Genomic DNA, 16,794 nt, shown 5'->3' with positions numbered 1-16,794 from the left:
CCTCCATTGGTGAACGATCATTTAGTAAACGAACGCTATGTTATGATTCGCCCATCGTCAAGCCCGGGCGCGGAGGTCATCTGGATGCGCTACTCCACTGAACACAAACTGCAGACCCGCGAAAAACTCATCGCCAGCAGTGGCGCACTGGCCAAGCGCGGCGGCTTCGCCAGCACCGGCGTGGCTGACTTGATGAAAGCTATTGGCCTCACCGGCGGCGCGTTCTACAACCACTTCCCGTGCAAGGACGACCTGTTCAGCGAGATCGTCCGCCGTGAGCTGAGCAACAGCCCCCTCGCCCGCCTGGCCGCGCGCGGCGCCGAACGCCAGCGTCTGGCCCGCTGCCTGGAGCAGTACCTGAGCCTGGCCCATCTGCATAACGCCGAAGAAGGCTGCCCGCTGCCGCCACTGGCGGTGGAGATCGCCCGCGCCGACCAAACCGTACGCCAGGAGGCAGAGCACTGGTTGGTTGTACTGCATGCAGCCTGGAGCGAGACCCTGGATGATCCTGAACTGGCCTGGGCCTTGATCAGCCAATGTGTCGGCGCGGTGGTGGTCGGGCGCATGCTGGCCAGCGAAACCGTGCAAAGCGAACTGCTTCAGGCCAGCCGCAGCCTGGTCGCCAAGGTGCTCGCTTGAGGCCTGCCCTGCTGCTGTGGCTCAGCCTGGCCCTGGCCCAACCTGCAGCTGCCGCAGACACCTGCCCGGCGGGCCAGTATCAAGTGTGCTTGATGGGCTGTTTCTGCACCCCCTTCGACCCCGACCAGGCTGGGCAGATCCTGCAGGATGCCGAGCAGATGGCCGCAAGCGGCCTGGTCTTCGCCCTGCAACAAGCTCAGGCCGACGCCACTGCACTCGGCACCGAGCCGATCCCGCTGCATATCCGCGTTCAGTTAGACGCCTGGTACGACTTTGCCGTGCTCGACGCCGTGCGCTTCCGGGTCGGTGACCAACAGCAGGTCAGTGCCGCCAATGCCCTGCTGCAAAACCCTGATGTGAACGCGGTGACCTTGATCGACACGGTGATTTTTCGCCATGCCAGCGACGCCGAGAACAACGTCGCGCTATGGGCCCATGAACTCAAGCATGTACAGCAGTATCAGGAGCTGGGCGTCAGCGAGTTCGCCCGGCGCTACACGCGCAACTACAACGAGCTGGAAGCCCCGGCCTACGCGATCGAGGCCGAGGTGGCGGCTGCGTTGCGCAAAAAGCAGTCTGGTCAGGCGCGCTGATCACGCGGCTCCTACTGGCAGAAAAAACTCAATACTCGCTCCGCTGCCGCCGCTGGATCTTCCTGCATGAAGCAATGCCCACCCGCCACCGCCTGGCTGCTCACCTGCGGATTGAGCGCAGCCAGCCGCTGCACCGACGCCAACACAAACGGGTACGTCTGCTCACCATAGAGAATGCACGTAGGCGTGCTGATCCTGGCCAGATTCGACCACAACCGCTGCGGCGACGAACTAAAGATATCGACCTCCCGCGCAGGCCGGCACTTGAGCACGACTCCCTCGCCGCAATCACCGATCGCATGCTCGACGTAGGCACGCAGCGCGGAGTCGTGCCAGCCCTTGAAAATCCCCCTTCCCTGCAACGCAGCGAAGGCCGCCTCGCGGTCAGGCCAGTGGCTGCGGCGGGTAGCTGCCTTGCGCGCAAGTCCATGACTGCGGTGCAGGCCACACAGCCGGGCAGCGCCCATGGTGACGAGCATGCGCTGGCTGAAGATAACCGGGTCGAGCAGCACGGCGCGCTCGAACAACTGCGGATGATCAGCCACGATCAGCCCAGTCAACACGCCACCAAAGCTGTGCCCCAGCGCATAGCGCGGTACCTCGCCGTACTCGCCTCGGCCAGTCTCGAAGGCTTCCACCGCCAGCTGCGCCGAGCGATTCCAGCCGCGAAATTCACCGCCGTGGTCACTGTCGCCGTGGCCCTGCACATCGCTCAGCCACAAGTCGAAGTGATCACCCAGGCGCATCAGCAGGGGTTGATAGGCCAGGCTGCAAAAGCCGTTGCCATGCAGAAAGTGCAACAACGGCTTGCCGCTGGCCGGCGTGCGCCAGCTGCGCAGGGTGAAGCCTTCGGAGCAGTCGTGAGACCAGGGGATCAATTGCATTGCTTGGCTGTACTCGCCGGTTCAGGAAAACGCCGATTGTACAAACAGCAGCGGGTAAAGCGATATCACCAGCAGCACGGCCATCAGGACATTGAACAGCATCAGCCAGCGCGGATTCTGCAGCAGGTTGCGCAAGGCACTGCCGAACATTACCCAGATCCCGACGCTAGGCAGGTTGACCAGAGCGAATACGGCGGCAATCACGATCACGTTGACCACGTAGCCTTGCGCTGGGGTGTAGGTGGTAATGGCGCCAACAGCCATGACCCAGGCCTTCGGATTGACCCACTGAAACGCCGCAGCGCCGAGAAAGGTCATCGGTTTGGCCGTGCTTTTGCCGTTGGCGGAGATCGGTCCGGAGGTAGCGATCTTGTACGCCAGGTACAGCAGGTAGGCGGCGCCGACATAGCGCAATACCGTGTACAGCACAGGCCAGGCCTTGAACACTTCACCCAGACCAAAACCCACACCAAGCACCATCAACATGAAGCCAATGCTGACCCCCAGCGCATGGGGAATGGTCCGCAGCGCGCCGAAGTTGACCCCCGAGGCCAGCAACATGGTGTTGTTGGGCCCCGGAGTGATGGAGGATACGAAGGCGAACAGTACGAACGCCATCAGCAGGTCGAAGGAGGCAAACATGAGCAAGTGTCCCGAGCGGGTAGATGTTGTGCACCCACAGTAGCCCAGCGCCCTCGCCCGCCCACCTATACAGTTAGCCTCAAATAAGCAGATACACATTTTGTACTGCTGCGGGATAGATCACGGTCGCCGCCACACTGCCGGCGCGATTTGCACCTGCATGGGCAGCAAGCGGTTGTCGAAAAACAACTGTGCCGTGCGCTGCTGCGCGGCGATGATTTCGTCACTGACGGCAAGCACTGGCGACGCCGGACGATGGCTGAAACTGCGCCGCACGACCTCCTCGGGCATACCCATGAAGTCCGCCAATGTGCGGATACTGCCGGCCTCGTCACTGCGGGTCAGCGCCTCGGCCTGGCTTATCTGCTCAAGCAGGTGGCCGACGAATTCGGGGTTGGCTTCGACATAGCCCCGCGCGCCGAGCATGAACGGGCCGATCAGGCCCAAGCCCTGCCCGTCCGCCAGTACCCGCGCCTTGCCTTCGACGTCGATGGCCGAATAGAACGGGTCCCAGATCGCCCAGGCATCGACACTGCCGCGTTCGAACGCCGCGCGGGCATCGGCCGGGGCCAGGTACACCGGTTGCACGTCGCGGATGCTCAAGCCGGCCTTGGCCAGGCTGCGCAACAGCAGGTTGTGCGCGCTGGAGCCTTTCTGCAGGGCGATGCGCTTGCCCTTGAGCTCGGCAACGCTGGCCAGCGTGCTGGCTTTGGGCACCAGGATCACTTCGGCTTGCGGTTTGGCCGGCTCGGCGCCGATGTAGAGCAGATCGGCACCGGCCGCCTGGGCGAAGATCGGCGGGATATCGCCGGTCGAGCCGATATCCAGGCTGCCTATGTTGAGCGCCTCGAGCATCTGCGGCCCGGCCGGAAACTCGATCCATTGCACCTTGGTATTGGCAAAGCGCTGCTCGAGCAAACCGTGCTGTTTGGCCAGCACCAGGCTGATCGAGCCCTTCTGGTAGCCGATGCGCAAACTGGCCGGATCTGCCGCTTGCACAGTCCCCGCGAGGGCCAATAGCAGTGCTGCGGCCAAGCGAACAATAGTCATGGCTTACTCCTTCCAGTCGGTCGAAGGTTTTTCCCAGAGGTTGATCCCGCCTTCCACGGCGAACTGGTCGATCTCGGCCAGCTCCTCGGCGCTGAACGCGAGGTTGTCCAGAGCGGCGACGTTCTCGATAATCTGCTCGGGCCGGCTGGCGCCAATCAGGGCCGAACTCACGCGTGGGTCGCGCAAGGTCCACGCCAAGGCCAATTGCGCCAGGCTCTGGCCACGCCGGCGGGCGATTTCATTGAGCGCCTGAGCGCGAGCGATATTGGCTTCGGACAAGTGTTCGGCGCGCAGCGAGCTGCCGCCGGCACGGTTGACCCGAGCATCAGCCGGCACGCCCTGCAGATACTTGTCGGTGAGCAGTCCCTGGGCCAGCGCAGTGAACACGATGACCCCGGCGCCGATCTCTGCGGTGGTGTCGAGCAGGTCCTGTTCGATCCAGCGGTTGAACAGATTATACGAGGGCTGATGGATCAGCAGTGGCACGTTCAGCGCTTGCAGCAATGCTGCGATCTCGCGGGTTTTACCCGCCGCATAGGACGAGATACCGATGTACAGAGCCTTGCCCTGGCGGACAATATCGGCCAGGGCAATCGCGGTTTCTTCCAGCGGCGTGTCGGCGTCGAAACGGTGCGAATAGAAGATATCGACGTAGTCAAGACCCAGCCGCGTCAGGCTCTGATCGAGGCTGGAAATCAGGTACTTACGCGAGCTGCCGCCCTGCCCATAGGGCCCAGGCCACATGTCCCAGCCAGCCTTGCTGGATATGATCAGCTCATCGCGATAGGCGCGCAGGTCTTCGCGCAGCAAGCGGCCAAAGTTGCTTTCGGCGCTGCCGTACGGCGGGCCGTAGTTGTTGGCCAGGTCGAAATGATTGATGCCGGCATCGAACGCCGTGCGCAGCAGCGCGCGCTGGGTATCAATCGGCGTGGCATCGCCAAAGTTGTGCCACAGGCCCAGTGACAACGCCGGCAGGACCAGGCCACTGCGGCCGACGCGGCGGTACGGCATGCGCGCATAGCGCTCGGGGTGGGCGGTGTAGCTCATGGTTGACCTCGTTTGGCAAAGAAGGGATTGGCCGGCACCTGCAAGCCCAGATGCTCACGCAGGGTGCGGCCCTGGTATTCACGGCGGAACAGCCCACGGCGCTGCAGCTCAGGCACGACCCAGCGGGCGACGTCTTCCAGGCCCTGCGGCAAGTGCGGCACCAGCACGTTGAAACCGTCGGCGGCGGCGCCTTCGAACCAGGCCTGCAGCTCATCGGCGATATGCGTCGGCGTGCCGATCAGGCTGTAGTGGCCGCGGCCACCGGCGATGCGCTGGCCAAGCTGGGCCAGGGTCAGCTGTTCGCTGCCGGCCAGCTCGGTGAGCAACTGCTGGCGGCTGCGCTGGCCGTCTTCGGTCGGTGGCAGGTCAGGCAACGGGCCGTCCAGCGGGTAGCCGGACAGGTCGAAGTTACCGAGCATGCGCCCGAGCAAGGCCACGCCTACCCGGGGGTCGACCAGCGCCTGGAACTGCTCGGCCTTGTCCTGCGCCTCGGCCTCGCTCTGCCCCACTACGATAAACACGCCGGGCATGATCTTCAGCGCATCCGGCTCGCGCCCGTAGCGCGCCAAGCGGCCCTTGAGGTCGGCATAAAATGCTTGCGCCCTGGCCAGTGAAGGCTGCGCGGTAAATACCACTTCGGCAGTTTCGGCCGCCAGCTCGCGTCCGGCCTCGGACGAACCGGCCTGCACCAGCACCGGCCTGCCCTGCGGCGTGCGAGCAACATTGAGCGGGCCTTTGACGCGAAAGTGCTTGCCAACATGCTCAAGGGCACGCACGCCATCGGCGTGATGGAACACGCCACTGGCCTTGTCGCGGACAAACGCATCATCCGCCCAGCTGTCCCACAGGCCCTGCACCACCAGCTGAAACTCGCGAGCGCGGGCATAGCGTTCGCCATGCGGGATGTGCGCACTGCGGCCAAAATTGCCAGCCTCGGCGGCGGCATCCGAAGTGACCAGGTTCCAGCCGGCGCGGCCGGCGGACAAGTGATCGAGCGAGGCAAACTTGCGCGCCACATGGTACGGCTCGTTGTAGCTGGTGGTGGCCGTGGCGATCAGGCCGATGCGCTCGGTAACTGCGCTGAGTGCTGACAGCAATGTCAGTGGCTCGAAGTACACCGAGCGTGCGCTGTGGCTGGCTAGGGCATCACTCGGCGCGGCCACGCTGTCGGCGACGAACAGTGCGTCGAAGCAGGCCGCCTCGGCGGCCTGAGCTACGCGCCGGTAGGTGGCGAAATCCAGCGGATCAGCCGGCACGTCTGGATGACGCCAGGCGGCGACGTGGTGCCCGGTGGCCATGATGAAGGCGCCGAGGCTGAGTTGACGGGGTGCTGTACTCATCGGAGTTACTCGCTGATCGGTGCAAAGAGGCGGCCACAGGACGGGCCGCTCGGTTAGAAGTCCTTGCGCAGTTGCACGCCGAAGTAGCGGCCGTCATCGCGCGGCACCGAGCGATAGATGTAGTCGCCGCCGCTGGAGAGCATCTGTGCGTAAGACTTGTCGCCGAGGTTCTTGCCCAGCAGTGCGACCCGCCAGCCCTCGTTGTAATCGGCCAGGGCAACACTGGCGTTCCAGATGCCGTAGGCACCCTGTACGGTGTCGGGGTTCTGGTCGAGGCTGAACTGCACCGAGTCCTGCCAGCTGTAGTCACTGGCCAACTCGATATCCAGGCCGTTGTCCAGCGGGATCACATAGTCGGCGCGCAGGTAGGTCTTCCAGTCCGGGGTGAACGGCAGGCGGCCGCCGTCGATGTCGCAGCTGGCAGCCGCGCCCGCTGGGCAGTTGAAGTGGTCGACGCGGGCTTTGGTATAGGCCGCTGCGGCGGACAGTTTCAGCTGCGAGGTGACCTGGAAGCTGGCATCCAGCTCGACGCCCTGGGTCTTGACCTTGCCGGCGTTGACCAGGCGGGTGACCACCTGGTTGGCCACGGTGTCGAAGAAGTTGGCCTGGTAGTCGTCGTAGTCGGTATGGAACAGCGCCAGGTTGGCCACCAGGCGGTTGTCCAGCGCAGTGCTCTTGAGGCCGATCTCGTAAGCGTCGGAGGTTTCTGGCTTGAGTGCACCGGTATCGCGCGGCTGCATGTTGAAGAACACGTTGTAGGCCGGCCCCTTGTAACCACGTGAATAGGTCACGTAGCCGGTCAGGTTGTCGTTGAAGTCATATTGCAGGCCAGTGCGGCCGCTCCAACCGTCTTCATCGACCGAGCCCTGACTGGCAGTCGAGGGCTGGATGCCGGTCACCGAGGTCGGCGAGGTGGACACCCGGCGGTGATCGTATTCGAGGTCATCGTGGGTCCAGCGCAGGCCGAAGATGGCCCGCAAATCATCGGTGAAGTTGAAGGTGTTTTCACCGAACAGGGCGACGCTGTCATTGGTGGTCGAATAGTCGGCGCGGCCACTGTTGGCTACGCCGCCGTTGACCGACAGCCGCTGGTAGGTTTCCTGCGATGTGCCATGCATGTAGAACGCGCCCAGCACGTACTCGTTGAACTGGCCCTTGGGCGAGGTCAGGCGAAACTCCTGGCTGTACTGGTCGTAGTCGACAGTGCCTTTGTCATGGGAGGCGGTCAGCGGCAGCAGCGCACGGCGGTCACCGTCCTGATACTGGGTGTTGTCCCAACCGCGCCAGGCGCTGATCGAGGTCAGGGTGTAATCCCCCAGTTGCCAGTCAAGCTGGGCCGAGAAGCCCTGGTTTTCGTCCTCGACGTGGGTCTTGAAATCACTGCTGATGTCGCGGTTGTGCGCGCTCGGCCGGACCGCGCCCAGCTGGTTGCGAAAGGCCGTGCTGGCCTGGGTGACGACGCCACTGGGCAAGGTGTCCTCACCCTTCATGTAGTCGCCGATCAGGGTCAGGCGCAGCTCATCGCTGGGTTCGAATTCAAGCTTGCCGCGCAGGCCTTTGCGCTCATAGCCATTTACATCATGGCCATTGGCGAGGTTCTCCACGTTGCCGTCATAGTCGCCCCACAGCGTGCTCAACGAACCTTTGAGCTGCTCGTTCAAGCGGCCACCGAGGCCAAAGCGCAGACGGTTTTCGTCGCCACCGCCAAAGTGCGAATAGTCGACATAGCCTTGGGTCTGCTCGGGGATGGCTTTGCTGACCACGTTGAGCACGCCGGCGGAGGCGTTTTTGCCGAACAGCGTGCCCTGCGGGCCGCGCAGCACTTCGATGCGTTCCAGATCAAGCAGATCGAGGGTGGATTGGCCTGGTCGGCCAAACACCACGCCGTCGACCACCGTAGCTACGGTCGGCTCGACGCCTGGTGAGGTCGAGATAGTGCCGACGCCACGGATGAACAGCGAGGTGTCCTTGTTCGACGCACCCGCGCGGTAGTTGAGGGTCGGCACCTGCTGGACGATGCTGGCGACGCTGTTGCGGTTATCGCGTTCGAGCTGTTCGCCCTGCACCACCGAGACCGCAACCGGCACTTCCTGCAGGCTCGCCTCGCGGCGTGTAGCGGTCACGGTGACGGCGCTCAGCGCAGTAGCCTGCGGGCTCTGCTGGTCGTCAGCGGCGGCGTGGGCCGACTGGCCAATGGCTACCAGCAGCACGGCTGTTGCCAGTGGTGAACGGCCCGGGAAACGGCTGGCGCGCGCAACGGCGCCTCGGATGTGATGTGTGTGCATGATTCTTACTGCCCTGAAAGACCAGACTGAATTGAAGTGCTGTCGATGTCTGGTCTCGCTCGTGCGAGTGGCAGTCGGTGGCCAACAGCAGCGCTGTGTTAGCGCTAACATGGACCGAGTATCCAAGCCCGTCGCTTAGCAGGTCAAATACTTAAAAAAACTTTTGTTATTCCATAAAGCTATTTGCGCAGCATGCCTGGGTTAGCGCTAACATCGGCGCTCATTCATTCGAGATGCCCCTGTGAGCCAGCTCAAGGACACCCCTCGTAAGCGCCGCGGTGCGGGCCGCGTCACCCTCGCCCAAGTGGCGCGCGAGGCCGGCGTCTCATCGATCAGCGTGTCTCGCTACTTCAATCAACCCGAGCAGGTTTCGCCGCCCCTGCGTGAGCGCATCAAGGCCGTGGTCGAAGCCTTGGGCTATGTGCCCAATCTGGTAGCCGGCGGGCTGGCTTCGGCACGCGGGCGTATCGTCGGTATGGTCATCCCAAACATCTCCGGGCCGATCTTTGCCCAGACCATCCAGGCCTTCAGCGACACCCTGAGCAAGCACGGTTATCAGTTGCTGCTGGCGTCGAGCTATTTCAGCGAAGAACAGGAAGAAAGCGCAGTGCGCGCGTTTCTCGGTTGGTCGCCGGCGGCACTGGTGGTCACCAGCCAGTTTCACAGCCCGGCCACCGAGAAGATGCTGGCAGAGGCCGATGTACCGGTCGTGGAAATCTGGGACTACTGTCCCGAGCGGGAGCCATTACAGGTAGGTTTTCTGCACTTCGAGGTCGGCGTGCAGGCCTGCCGCTATCTGCTCGACAAGGGCCACCGGCGCATCGCCTTCGTGCAGAACAGCGCGGCCGGCGACTTCAGTGCGCTGCAACGGCGCGATGGTTATGCGCAAACCTTGCGCGATGCCGGGCTGGAGCCGTGGTTCTTCGTGCCGACGGCGGACAGCGCTCCGTTCGAGGCGGGCAAGCAGGCGATGCAGGCCTTGATCCGCCGCGAGCCGCGCCCGGATGCGATCATCTTTGCCAACGACAACTTGGCCGCCGGCGCGGTGCTCGCCGGCCAGCGCGCCGGCCTGAAGCTGCCCGAAGACATGGCCATCATGGGCTTTGGTGACTACGCCTTCGCTGACATGCTGCTGCCAAGCCTGACCACCCTGCGCCCGCCCTCGCGGGAGATTGGCGAGATCGCCGCGCTGCGCGTCCTGCAGCACCTGGGAGCAATCGCCGTGGATGGCGATGTGCCGCGGCTGAACCTGTTGCACTGCGAGCTGATGGCGCGCGAAAGTGCCTGACATCCCGCATAAAGCGCTCGCAATCAGCCCTGCCACCGGGCACCCTTGTGCTCCCTGCAAACGGATCGACCTAGCAATGGCTAAATGGCTGGAAGGCGGCGGATTGATGGCCGAACGCATCCGCGCCCACGATTGGGCGGAAACTTCGCTCGGGCCTATGGAAAGCTGGCCCGACGTGCTCAAGACCACCCTGTCGCTGTGCCTTAACTCACGGTTCGCTCAGGCCGTGCTATGGGGCGAGCAGATGCTCACTCTGCACAACGATGCCTTCAGCGATATCCTGGGCGGCAAGCCACTGGCCTTGGGCATTCCCTTCAGCGAAGTCTGGCAGGAGGCGTGGAGCGACATCGGAGTACTTGCCGAGCGCGCCCTTGCCGGCGAAGCGGTGTTCATCGATAACTTTCCACTGCTGATTGATCGCCAGCGCGGTACCGAACGCGCTTACTTCACGTTCTGCTACAGCCCGATCCGCGACCACAATGGCGAATTGGTCGGCATGCTCGATACGGTCACTGAGACCACCGCGACAGTGGTCGCCAATCAGCGCCTGAATTTTCTCGACGGTCTGAGCCGTTCCCTGGCCGACGCCACCGAGCCTGACCTGATCATGGCCACCACCACCCGTCTACTGGTCGGACATCTCGGCCTGTCCAGCTGTGCCTACGCCGTCATGGACGCAGATCAGGACGGTTTCACCATTTGCGGCGATGCCGTCGCGACCGGCTCACCACGGTTGGTGGGCCACTATCGGCTGGCTGATTTCGGCAGCATGGCGGTCAGCCAGCTGCGCGCCGGTCGGGCGTTGGTGATCGACGACAACCTCAGCCAACTGCTGCCACATGAGGCCGCGACATTCCAGGCCATTGGCATCACTGCGACCATCTGCATGCCGCTGATCAAGGACGGTCGGCTGACCGCACTGATGGCCATCCATGACCGCCAACCGCGCCACTGGACGGCTTACGAGCAGGGGCTCATCAGCGAAGTCACCGAGCGCTGCTGGGCGCATATCCAGCGGGTCCAGGCCGTTGCCGAGGTGCGCGCCAGCGCCGCCGCCCTCGAAGCACTCAATGCCAGCCTGGAACAGCGTGTCGAAGAGCGCACCGAGCAATTGCTGCAAACCGAAGCAGTCCTGCGCCAGTCGCAAAAGCTCGAAGCCATCGGCCAGCTGACCGGAGGCGTGGCGCACGACTTCAATAATCTACTGACCATCATTCGCTCGTCGCTGCACTTCCTGCAACGTCCCGACCTGGAAGACAGCCGCCGCCAGCGCTATCTGCAAACCATGATCGAGACGGTTGAGCGTGGCTCGAAACTGACCGGCCAGCTGCTCGCCTTTGCCCGGCGCCAAGCGCTCAGCCCGCAGATATTCGAGGTTGGCCACCGCCTGCAAGCCATGGCCGACATGCTCGATACCGCCACCGGTGCGCGGGTCAACGTGGTACTGGAACTGCCCCAGACGCCGTGTTTTGTCCACGCTGACCCAGGCCAGCTGGAGACGGCAGTGCTCAACCTGATGATCAACGGCCGTGATGCGTTGAGTGCAGTGGGCACGCTGGTGCTGCGGCTGGACGCCAACCAGAGCATGCCTGCGCAACCGGGTGATCATCTGCAGGCGGGGGCGTTTGCTGCTATTTCGGTGTTCGACAATGGCACGGGTATTGCGCCAGAGCTGCTGGAGCGGATTTTTGACCCCTTCTTCACCACCAAGCCGGCCGGTGAAGGCACCGGCCTGGGCTTGTCGCAGGTATTTGGCTTCGCCAAGCAGTCGGGCGGCGATGTGCAGGTGATCAGCCGACCTGGCCAGGGCACCACGTTTACCCTGTACTTGCCTCAGGAGGTTCCGTCAGTGGGCTGTTGAGCGCGAGCAACTGGGCCAGACTCTCAGCCAGTTCGGCCCGGCGAAACGGCTTGCGCAGAACAGCAAAGCCATTCAACTCACGCGGGGTCAGATTGGCGTAACCGGTAATGATCAACACCGGCAACTGTGGGTGCCGCTGCCGTAGTCGTTGAGCGAACTCGGCACCGGTCTCATCGGCCATGATCTGGTCGGTCACCAATACATCCATCACCAACCCATCGGCCAGCAACTGCCGCGCCTGGGCGGGGCTCGCTGCCTCAGCCACCTGGTAGCCCAGATCACGCAATTGCAAAGCCGTCGCGTTACGCACGATGTCCTCGTCATCCACCAGCAGTACTTGCAGCGGCCCCTGCGCCATGATGTCCTCGGCGCCCTCGGCGAGCGGTTCGCTGACTTGACCGCGACTCACCGGCAACCACAATGTCGCCTGGGTCCCCTGTCCCGGCTGCGATTTGATGACAAAGCCACCGCCTGATTGGGCTGCCAGGCCCTGCACCATGGGCAAGCCAAGCCCGGTGCCTTTGCCGACCTGCTTGGTCGAATAGAACGGTTCAAAGCAACGTCCCAGCACTTCCTGACTCATGCCGCAGCCGCTGTCGCGCACCTGCAGCCAGACCTGCCGGCCATGCACGTTCTCAGGCCAGGCCGGGTCGTCTTCGCCAACCCCAGCGGCCAGATACACCCGCCCGCCATTGCTCATGGCGTCGCGCGCGTTGATCACCAGGTTGAGCAAGGCAAGCTCCAGGTGATGCGGATCGACCAGCACATTGGGCAACTGCGGATCGATCTGCACCACGACTTCGATGGTCGGTCCCAGCGAGCGCGCGATCAACTCGTGCATCTCATCGACCAGCGTTGCCAGGCAAACAGCCTGTGGCTTGAGCGTCTGCCGACGAGCGAAACTGAGCAGGCGCCCGACCAGAATCCGCGCGCGGTCGGCTGCCTGCAGTGCGCCATCGATCAAGCGCACCGAACGCTGGGCATCTTCAGGGTGGCGACGGATCAGCTCGAGCGAGGCAATGATCGGTGTGAGCATATTGTTGAAATCATGAGCGATGCCGCCCGTGAGCTGGCCAATCATCTCCATCTTGCTGGCTTCATGCAGTTGCCGGTTGGCTTCTTCGCGTTCGGCGAGCATGGACGAGACGCGTTCTTCGAGGCATTCGTTGAGCGCCATCAGCTCGGCAAAGGTCGCCTCAAGGTGCGCGCTGCTGGCGCGCAAAGCCCGTTCGGAGCGGGCATGGGTGATCGCTTGCCAAACCCGCTTGGCGGTGTCCTCGAGCAGCAGGCACTGGTCTTTGTCGACGAAGTGCGGTTGCGCAAACTCGACGCCAAGCATGGCCTCCAGCCTGTTGCCGCGCAGCACCGGCACATACACGCTGGCAGTCTCGGCAGCGTTTACGATAAAGCCGCGGCCCAGCTGTTCGGGCAGTTGCGCGGCAATGTCCGCATAGCGCAGCTCACCAATCCTGGAACTCGCACCATTGACCCAGTCGCGGGCAATCCGCACCTGCAGGTCATCGCCCTGCGCCTCGGCGAGAAATACCCGCGCCGCGCCCAATTGCTGGCCTACCCGCTCAATGGCATACGCCTCGATTTGTTCCGGCTCGTTCAGCTCCGGCAGGGCCTGCCCCAGCTCCAGCAGAAAACTCTGCCGGCGCTCGAACTGCACCCGCTCGGTCGTCTCTGCGACGATGCACAGCACGCCACCGACAGTGCCGTCGATCTCGTGCACTGCCGAATAGGAAACATCGAAATAAGCCGTCTCTCCATAGCCGCTACGCTCGATGTAAAAGGGCCGATCTTTCGCCGAAAAAGTCTGCCCGGTGTTGCGCACGCCGCTCAGCAGCGGTTCGAGGTCATCCCAAAGCTCTGTCCAGTTTTCCTGAGCGGGGCGGCCCAGTGCTAGCGGGTGCTTGGCGCCAATCGTGGGGGTGTAGGCATCGTTGTACAGCGCAACATATTCAGGCCCCCAGAACAGCACGATCTGCGCCTGGGCTGGCAAGATGGTTGCCATCAGCGTCTTCAGGCTGGACGACCACTGTCGGGGAGCGCCCAAGGGCGAGCACGACCAATCCATGGTCTGGATCAGGCTGCTTACAATTCCGCCCTCTAGCAGGAACGGAGGGTTCGTCTGGTCGGGGTGCTTATCCTGATCTGATTTCATCTTTTGCTGACCATCAATTCCAAAGGCGCGTTGTCCTCCATCTGCTGAATAGGAGATCAAACCGGCGCAGACGTTCCGTGCCATTTTGTACTAGGTCGGACAAACGGCCGACAGTAGCGCTCACCAGGCTGGTGCAGGGCGTTACAGCGCGCCCCATTGCATGGCACAGACTCACCACGCATGGCGCTGTACTCGCGTGCCTGCGGGCATTTGCCAGGCCGGCACGAAGCTTGCCTGCCAAGACCTTTCAGGCCGAGTTCAGCCTTAGGTTTTTTAACGTTCATGAGTACATATTTACTAATTTCTCGTTCGCCAGCCAGCCGCCATCATCCCTCCAACAAGAACACGTCGCCCATTGCCGGCGCGTACCCGGGGATCTCCCGACGCCCCTCCTTGCCTTGGAGTCAGTCATGACCAGTGCAGCCAATTCGGCCCCTCTGATAGAAAAACATACAATCGGCTACGTACCGCCGCAGGATCGCCACGGAAAGGTCAGGGATCTGTTCACCCTCTGGTTCGGTGGCAATATCGCGCCGCTGCCGATCGTCACCGGCGCGCTCGGCGTGCAGCTGTTTCACCTGAACCTGGTGTGGGGCATCGTCGCCATTCTGGTTGGCCATCTGCTCGGTGGCGTGCTAATGGCGCTGCATTCGGCGCAGGGGCCGCAGATGGGCATCCCGCAGATGATTCAGAGCCGCGCCCAGTTCGGCTCGCTCGGCGCCCTGCTGGTGGTGGTGATTGCCGGGGTCATGTATATCGGCTTCTTCGCATCCAATATCGTTCTTGCCGGCAAGTCACTGCACGGTGTCGCGGAGTCGATTCCGGTATCGGTCGGCATCGTGGTCGGGGCGCTGGGATCGGGCATCATCGGCATCATCGGTTACCGCTTCATCCATGTGCTCAACCGTATCGGCACCTGGGTATTGGGCATCGGTATCGTGGTCGGCTTTGGCTATATCTTCAGCCATGTGCAAAGCGACGACTTCCTCACCCGCGGCAGCTTCAACCTGGCCGGCTGGCTGGCCACCGTCTCGCTCGCCGCACTGTGGCAGATCGCCTTTGCGCCGTATGTGTCCGACTACTCGCGCTACCTCCCAGCCGACGTCAAAGTCTCCTCGACGTTCTGGAGCACCTACCTCGGTTCAGCGCTCGGTTCGAGCCTGTCGTTCGTGTTCGGCGCTGTAGCCGTGCTGGCAATCCCGGCCGGGATGGACACCATGGACGCGGTGAAGATGGCCACCGGCGCCATAGGCCCGTTGATGCTGGTGCTGTTCCTGCTCAGCGTGATCAGCCATAACGCACTCAACCTGTATGGCGCGGTGCTGTCGATCATCACCCTGATCCAGACCTTCGCCTGGCGCTGGATCCCCACCGCCAAGAGCCGCGCGGTGCTGTCGCTGATCGTCCTTGCAGCCTGCTGCGTGGTGGCAGTGTTTGCTTCGGCGGACTTTATCGGCCACTTCGTCGACATGGTGCTGGTGCTGCTGGTGGTACTGGTGCCGTGGACCGCGATCAACCTGATCGACTTCTACGTGATTCACAAGGGCGACTACGACATCGAGTCGATCTTCAAGGTCGATGGCGGTATCTACGGCCGCTACAACCCGCAGGCGCTGCTGGCCTATGCCGTAGGCATCATCGTGCAGATCCCGTTCATGAACACCCCACTGTATGTCGGCCCGGTGTCCGAGCACATCAACGGCGCCGATTTGTCGTGGCTGGTCGGCCTGCTGATCACCTCGCCGCTGTACTGGTGGTTGGCCAGCCGCGACAGCGCCTATCGTCGTCGCCAGACCAGCGCCAAACTGGCTGCAACTGCCTGAGCCAAGGCCATCACGGGCTGGCCTCGCGCCGGCCCGGTTTGGCTACAGCCGCTCGCGCAGAAACTCGACAAAGGCCTGCACCGGCCGAGCGATTTGGCGGTGCTGCGGATACACCGCCGACAGCTGTAGCGGCGGCGGTGTCCAGGCCTCGAGCAGCTTGACCAGACGCCCATCGGCCAGCGCCTGCTCGACAATGAAGGCCGGCAAGTAGGTCACCCCCATCCCGGCAATCGCCGCATCTCTCAATAGCTCGCCATTGTTGGCCCGCATGCGCCCACTGACGGCGATCGCCTGCAGTGTCTTGCCCTGGCCCTTGAACTGCCACTGCACCTGGCGTGAATGACCATAGGGCAGGCAATCATGCTCGCGCAGCGCTTCGGGTTCGAGCGGTGTGCCGCGCGCGGCTAGATAGCCCGGGCTGGCACAATACACCCGCTCGATACTTGCAATACGCCGCGCAACCAGGCTTGAGTCCTCTAACGTGCCAATCCGCAGCGCCAGGTCGTAGCCCTCGCCGATCAGGTCCACTGCGCGGTCGCTCAGGTCGATCTCGACGATCAACTGCGCATGCAGTTGCAGAAACTCGGTGAGCAAGCTGCCCAGATGGCTGATGGCAAACGACAGCGGCGCGCTCAGGCGCAGGGTCCCGCGCAGGGCCTGGGTCTGGCCGCTGATGTCCTGCTCGGCCTGCTGCATCTCGCCGAGCAGGCGCACGGCAGAATCGTAGTACTGCTGGCCCAGCGGGGTTGCGTCCAGGCGCCGGGTCGAACGGTTGAGCAAGCGCACGCCGAGGCGTTCTTCAAGCTGCATCAGGCGCCGGCTGACCGACTGCTTGGACATGCCCAGCAGGTCGGCTGCCGCGGTGAAGCTACCGGCCTGCATGACCTGGGTGAAAATGCGCATGTCTTCGTATGGATTCATCGGGTTGCTCTTGGTGACGGTCGAGCGCTTTATAGCGGCTTTTGTCTGCCTGGGCATCTATTGGTTTGGTGGTTGATCGAAACGCCTCGGGATCGTTGAACTGAATCAGTCGGTTGATGATAGATCCAGATAAAGCCCACTTCGCTGTATTGGCGCAGCATTGTCAGCCTGAATCTGACAGTTAATCTCTGAAAAGCTAGTTTTTCATGATACTGAGTGACAGTAAGATTCATCCATCAACAGCCCAAAGCCTT

13 protein-coding genes are annotated in these 16,794 nt (G+C 62.9%); 5 read left to right on the top strand and 8 right to left on the bottom strand.

All coding sequences use genetic code 11. From position 1 onward, the window contains the following. Positions 1-84: 84 nt before the first annotated feature. Both FW789_RS04990 and FW789_RS04985 read left to right on the top strand, forming a co-directional pair. Positions 85-639, top strand: a complete 555-nt coding sequence (locus tag FW789_RS04990; RefSeq protein ID WP_103438753.1) for a TetR/AcrR family transcriptional regulator — start codon at positions 85-87, stop codon at positions 637-639. Next, positions 636-1,232 (top strand): eCIS core domain-containing protein, encoded by a 597-nt coding sequence (locus FW789_RS04985; RefSeq protein ID WP_446431072.1) that lies wholly within the window; start codon positions 636-638, stop codon positions 1,230-1,232. The genes FW789_RS04990 and FW789_RS04985 overlap by 4 nt, the downstream gene beginning before the upstream one ends. A gap of 11 nt (positions 1,233-1,243) precedes the next feature. Here the strand turns inward: FW789_RS04985 and FW789_RS04980 are convergent, their stop codons facing one another. The 6 genes from FW789_RS04980 to FW789_RS04955 form a co-directional block, all read right to left on the bottom strand. Continuing rightward, entirely contained in the window at positions 1,244-2,116 is an 873-nt protein-coding gene (locus FW789_RS04980; protein ID WP_186698471.1) for an alpha/beta fold hydrolase, read from the bottom strand. Positions 2,117-2,137: 21 nt separating this feature from the next. Continuing rightward, on the bottom strand, positions 2,138-2,758 hold the full coding sequence (locus FW789_RS04975; RefSeq protein ID WP_103437089.1) for a LysE family translocator: 621 nt from the start codon (positions 2,756-2,758) through the stop codon (positions 2,138-2,140). A gap of 120 nt (positions 2,759-2,878) precedes the next feature. Continuing rightward, the gene (locus FW789_RS04970; RefSeq protein ID WP_103437088.1) at positions 2,879-3,808 is read right to left on the bottom strand and encodes an aliphatic sulfonate ABC transporter substrate-binding protein; all 930 of its coding nucleotides are present in this window, start codon (positions 3,806-3,808) and stop codon (positions 2,879-2,881) included. Positions 3,809-3,811: 3 nt separating this feature from the next. After that, positions 3,812-4,855, bottom strand: a complete 1,044-nt coding sequence (gene mgrA / locus FW789_RS04965) for an L-glyceraldehyde 3-phosphate reductase (protein ID WP_446431071.1) — start codon at positions 4,853-4,855, stop codon at positions 3,812-3,814. Beyond that, complete coding sequence (locus tag FW789_RS04960) at positions 4,852-6,195, bottom strand: LLM class flavin-dependent oxidoreductase (RefSeq protein ID WP_446431070.1); 1,344 nt, start codon at positions 6,193-6,195, stop codon at positions 4,852-4,854. Before FW789_RS04960 ends, mgrA begins: the two co-directional genes overlap by 4 nt. A gap of 53 nt (positions 6,196-6,248) precedes the next feature. Continuing rightward, positions 6,249-8,480: a TonB-dependent receptor gene (locus FW789_RS04955; protein ID WP_446431069.1), complete on the bottom strand. Its 2,232-nt coding sequence runs from the start codon at positions 8,478-8,480 to the stop codon at positions 6,249-6,251. 241 nt (positions 8,481-8,721) lie between these two features. Here FW789_RS04955 and FW789_RS04950 point away from each other — a divergent pair, with 241 nt between their 5' ends. Both FW789_RS04950 and FW789_RS04945 read left to right on the top strand, forming a co-directional pair. Beyond that, complete coding sequence (locus FW789_RS04950; protein WP_446431068.1) at positions 8,722-9,768, top strand: LacI family DNA-binding transcriptional regulator; 1,047 nt, start codon at positions 8,722-8,724, stop codon at positions 9,766-9,768. 76 nt (positions 9,769-9,844) lie between these two features. Continuing rightward, complete coding sequence (locus FW789_RS04945; protein WP_207074202.1) at positions 9,845-11,629, top strand: sensor histidine kinase; 1,785 nt, start codon at positions 9,845-9,847, stop codon at positions 11,627-11,629. Here FW789_RS04945 and FW789_RS04940 read toward each other — a convergent pair. Further along, positions 11,586-13,796 (bottom strand): ATP-binding protein, encoded by a 2,211-nt coding sequence (locus tag FW789_RS04940; protein WP_446431067.1) that lies wholly within the window; start codon positions 13,794-13,796, stop codon positions 11,586-11,588. The two genes, FW789_RS04945 and FW789_RS04940, sit on opposite strands and share 44 nt — an antisense overlap. Positions 13,797-14,206: 410 nt before the next feature. On the opposite strand from FW789_RS04940, the gene FW789_RS04935 reads away from it, so the two are divergent. Continuing rightward, entirely contained in the window at positions 14,207-15,619 is a 1,413-nt protein-coding gene (locus FW789_RS04935) for a purine-cytosine permease family protein (RefSeq protein ID WP_186698482.1), read from the top strand. Between the two features lie 42 nt (positions 15,620-15,661). Here the strand turns inward: FW789_RS04935 and FW789_RS04930 are convergent, their stop codons facing one another. Further along, a complete protein-coding gene (locus tag FW789_RS04930) occupies positions 15,662-16,540 on the bottom strand; it encodes a LysR family transcriptional regulator (RefSeq protein WP_427117980.1) in 879 nt (292 codons plus the stop codon). Positions 16,541-16,794 lie beyond the last annotated feature (254 nt).

Source organism: Pseudomonas sp. 1121_17, from assembly GCF_052850745.1.
This window is presented reverse-complemented; position numbering and strand designations above follow the sequence as displayed.

Excerpts from the sequence above, each read along its gene's own strand:
- FW789_RS04930 (WP_427117980.1), bottom strand. The coding sequence starts at position 16,540 with ATGAATCCATACGAAGACATGCGCATTTTCACCCAGGTCATGCAGGCC.
- FW789_RS04935 (WP_186698482.1), top strand. The coding sequence starts at position 14,207 with ATGACCAGTGCAGCCAATTCGGCCCCTCTGATAGAAAAACATACAATC.
- FW789_RS04970 (WP_103437088.1), bottom strand. The coding sequence starts at position 3,808 with ATGACTATTGTTCGCTTGGCCGCAGCACTGCTATTGGCCCTCGCGGGG.
- FW789_RS04980 (WP_186698471.1), bottom strand. The coding sequence starts at position 2,116 with ATGCAATTGATCCCCTGGTCTCACGACTGCTCCGAAGGCTTCACCCTG.
- FW789_RS04940 (WP_446431067.1), bottom strand. The coding sequence starts at position 13,796 with ATGAAATCAGATCAGGATAAGCACCCCGACCAGACGAACCCTCCGTTC.
- FW789_RS04945 (WP_207074202.1), top strand. The coding sequence starts at position 9,845 with ATGGCTAAATGGCTGGAAGGCGGCGGATTGATGGCCGAACGCATCCGC.
- FW789_RS04955 (WP_446431069.1), bottom strand. The coding sequence starts at position 8,480 with ATGCACACACATCACATCCGAGGCGCCGTTGCGCGCGCCAGCCGTTTC.
- mgrA (WP_446431071.1), bottom strand. The coding sequence starts at position 4,855 with ATGAGCTACACCGCCCACCCCGAGCGCTATGCGCGCATGCCGTACCGC.
- FW789_RS04975 (WP_103437089.1), bottom strand. The coding sequence starts at position 2,758 with ATGTTTGCCTCCTTCGACCTGCTGATGGCGTTCGTACTGTTCGCCTTC.
- FW789_RS04960 (WP_446431070.1), bottom strand. The coding sequence starts at position 6,195 with ATGAGTACAGCACCCCGTCAACTCAGCCTCGGCGCCTTCATCATGGCC.
- FW789_RS04990 (WP_103438753.1), top strand. The coding sequence starts at position 85 with ATGCGCTACTCCACTGAACACAAACTGCAGACCCGCGAAAAACTCATC.